Consider the following 3,646-nt stretch of genomic DNA (forward strand, 5'->3'; position numbering starts at 1 on the left):
ACGACGATGCATACCTTCTCAATGAGGGCACCCTGTCGCCGGGCGGTTCGGGGTCGGTGCTGACGAGTACGATTACCGGCGCGGTCGAGCAGTCGAGCACCGGCGTCTATCTGGTCGACCTCGACGGTACCTCGACCGACCTGATCGATCTGCCGTCGGGCGTGGTCCTGCTCGACGGATCCGTAAGCGTTAATCTGATCTCGGTCGCCGACTCGACCGGCACTTCCACCATTGTTACGTCCACCTCGACCGACGATATCGGTTCAAGCCTCTCCGTCAGCGGTACGGCGGCGTCCGACTATTCGATCGTGAGTTCGGATTTGGGCACGGTAAAGCTGAGTTGGGATATAGACGCCGCCGACGAGGACCTTCTGGGATCGGCCAACGGCAACCAGTCGGCTGTTGCACGCCACCTCCAGAATGTCCTGGAGAACGGCGGGCTTGGCAAGGAGCTGACGACCCTGCTCAATATCGTCGACGAAGACGACTATATCGACGCGCTCGACACCTTCGCCTCGCAGATCGCCTCCGACATCCAGCTGACCTCGCTGTTCTCGGCGCAGCGCTTCTCCGATGCTCTTTTGAGCTGCAGCGTGCGGGACGGCGTCTATCGCTTCATCGACGAGGACCAGTGCGCCTGGATGCGGGCCGGCGGCTCCGGCATGGAGCGGTCTTTGAGCAATACCAACCGGCCGTTCGACCAGACCGCCTGGCAGTTCGAGGGCGGGGGACAGTTCGCCCTTCAGGACGACTGGTTCATTGGCGCCGGTTTCAGCATCGGAACGCAGTCACTCTCGGTGGACGACATTGCCGACAGCGACGGCAATTTCTACCAAGGCGGTGTCGTGGCCAAGCACACGATGGGCAACACGCTCCTGTCGGCTTCGCTGACGGGCGGCTATGGCGACTTCGACATCACCCGGTATCTCTATTCCTCGGACTTTGCCCAGGGCAACGAGACGCTGTGGACGTTCTCGGGACAGATCAGCGCCTCGCACGCCTTCGTGCGCGGCGACTGGTATCTGAAGCCGCGTGTCGACATCGGTTTCGACCATGTGAACATGAACGGGTTCACAGAGTCAGGCGCCGGCGGGGCAAGCCTGACGATCGATGACAATGCGCAGACTTATTACAGCATCCAGCCTTCGATCGAGATCGGGGGTGAGATTGCGGCTGCAAACGGGGTTCTGTTCCGACCGAGCGTTTCCGTCGGTCTGACGCAGTTCCTGGGCGATGCGTCGCCATCGACGACGGCGTCCTTCGCCGACACGCCGGCCGGCATTGCGCCGTTCACGATCGGCAGCGAATTCGACACCACGTATTTCGACGTGACGGCGGGGCTGGAGGTTCTGGCGACGGAGCGTCTCAGCCTGTCGGCCGAAGGCTTCGGTCAGTTCTCCGACAGCATCACAAGCTATGGCGGCTCCGCAAAGCTCGCAATCCGGTTCTAGGGACGGTCAGGCAGGGGAAACAATGTCAACCAGGTGCATAGTCCAGAAACTGATAACGACCGGGCCCAAGGTCTGCGGGCGCACAATTGTTTGCAGGCCAATTCAGTCCGGTTCTCATTGCAATAAACTGGCGACACTTTCGATCGGCGCTACTGCGATATGGATTTTGTCGGCGATGTCTTCCCCCGCCACGGCCGCCTGCACCATAAGCGGAACCGTGGTGACCTGCACCGGCAGCGATCTCGGTCCCATCAGCTATACGGAAGCGGATGCCGTCGACGAGATCATCGTGCAGGATCTGACGGACGACGTCAGCGGTTCGGACGGAATGGCGATTTCGCTCGTCGAAACAGGTGACGATGGTTCATCCGACGGGGATGACGGAGAGGATGCGCTTCCAGCGACAGTGAGTTTCGACGGCACGAACGGCAGCGAAACCTGGGGCATAACGGATACCACATCGGTCAGCATGACCGTTACGTCTGCGGGTGGCGAAGGGGCAACAGGAGAATCCAAGAGCGGGCGTCATGAGACCGCCGGTGACGGGGGCAATGCCGGCGACGCCTTGGATGTGTCAATTACGATGACCGGGGGTTTCGTCAGTCAGACACAAGGCGACATAGGCATTACGGCGTCAAGCACCGGCGGTACCGGTGGCGCCGGTGGCGAAGCTGAATATACTGGCAGCAGTTGGGACGACTCAGACCTCTATGGGGGATCGGGCGGCGCCGGCGGCGCTGCCAGCACGGCGACGCTGACGATCAGCGACCTGTCCAATCCGGACGGTAGCTACGGTATCGACCTTTCAGGAATTGTGGTCGGAATCGGCGTTACCAGCACCGGCGGTGACGGCGGGATGGGCGGAGAAGCCCGTTGTGACGGTGCCTTTTCTGTATGCGATGCCTATTCCGGTGCGGGCGGCGCAGGTGGCGCAGCCAATAATTCAGAAGCAACTATTTCAAATACGGACGTTTCGATCTCGGATTTCAGCGGCACCGGACTTGAAGTTTTGAGTACAGGCGGCGAAGGCGGTGAAGGCGGTCTGGCAAAAGCTATCTATAGCAGTAACGAGGTCAAGAACACCCCGACAAACGGCTACGGTTCCGGTGGCGCGGGCGGCGATGCGGGATCTGTATCGCTCAAACTGTCAGACAGCGAGATCAGTATTGCTGACGACAGCGGCAATGCTCTCTTCGGTATTGAGATCTCAAGTTCCGGCGGTTCGGGCGGCGAGGGAAACAAGTCTTATACACTGTCGGGTGTTCTGGATTACGCCGGCACCGTACCCGGATGGGGCAATGGCGGCGACGGCGGCGCGGCGAGCGAAGCGTCGTTGACGCTAACAAGCTCTACCGTCTCGGTTTCACTGTCGGCTGACGATGCCGTCGGTATTCTGATCTCTTCAACCGGCGGTGACGGCGGAAGTGAAGGTTCGGTAGAGGGCAGTTTCAAGGGTGATCCCAGCTCCGGCGCGGATGGCGGGACGGGTGGCGACAGCGCGCCGGTTTCGGCGACGATGGATTCCACATCCTCGATCGCGGTTACGACGACCGGGGCCGGGGGCTCGATGGGCGCGCTCACCCTGCTGGGCGAGGGCGGCGCCGGAGGGGACGGCGGCGACGGCGGCAAGAGAGGCGACGGCACCGGCGGCGACGGCGGCAGCGGCGGCGATGTGTCCGGCACCATGACGACGGTTTCTGCGACAACATCCGGCGAAGATGCCTACGGCATCTATCTGGCGAGCCTCGGCGGCGACGGCGGAACGGGCGCGGCCAGCGATGGTTCGGGCGGTGACGCAGGCACCATCGATATCTCGTTCTCGTCGGTCACCGTTCAGGCGAGCGGCGACGGTTCGCACGGCGTCTATGCGTTGAGCCAGGGCGGTGCGGGCGGCGATTCGAGTTCCGGCGGAGACGGCGGAGACGCCGACTGGATTACCCTCACGGTCACCGGCGGGACGGTCGAGGTCACCGGCGGGACGGTCGAGGTCACCGGCGAGGACGCCTACGGGATCGCCGCAATCAGCAGCGTCGGCGCCGCCGGCAGCGGCGATACGGGGGATTCGGCGGGCGATGTGAAGCTGACCACCGGAGCGGACGTCACGGTCTCGGGCAGCGGCGGCATCGGCCTGTATGCAGCCAGTTCCGGCGGAACGAGCAGCGGCAAGATCGAGGTCACGGTGGATGCCGGCGGCG

The 3,646-nt window shown here is 62.8% G+C and carries 1 protein-coding gene and 1 pseudogene; both read left to right on the forward strand.

Annotation, left to right across the window (positions count from 1 at the left end):
* Positions 1 to 1,451 (forward strand): autotransporter outer membrane beta-barrel domain-containing protein (locus K1W69_RS26810; RefSeq protein WP_220231564.1); only part of this gene is annotated, 1,451 nt, incomplete at its 5' end.
* A 175-nt stretch (positions 1,452 to 1,626) separates the two neighbouring features.
* Positions 1,627 to 3,646, forward strand: a pseudogene (locus K1W69_RS26815) (hypothetical protein); the annotation flags it as partial.

This window comes from Flavimaribacter sediminis (genome assembly GCF_019492055.1).
GTDB lineage: Bacteria > Pseudomonadota > Alphaproteobacteria > Rhizobiales > Rhizobiaceae > Flavimaribacter > Flavimaribacter sediminis.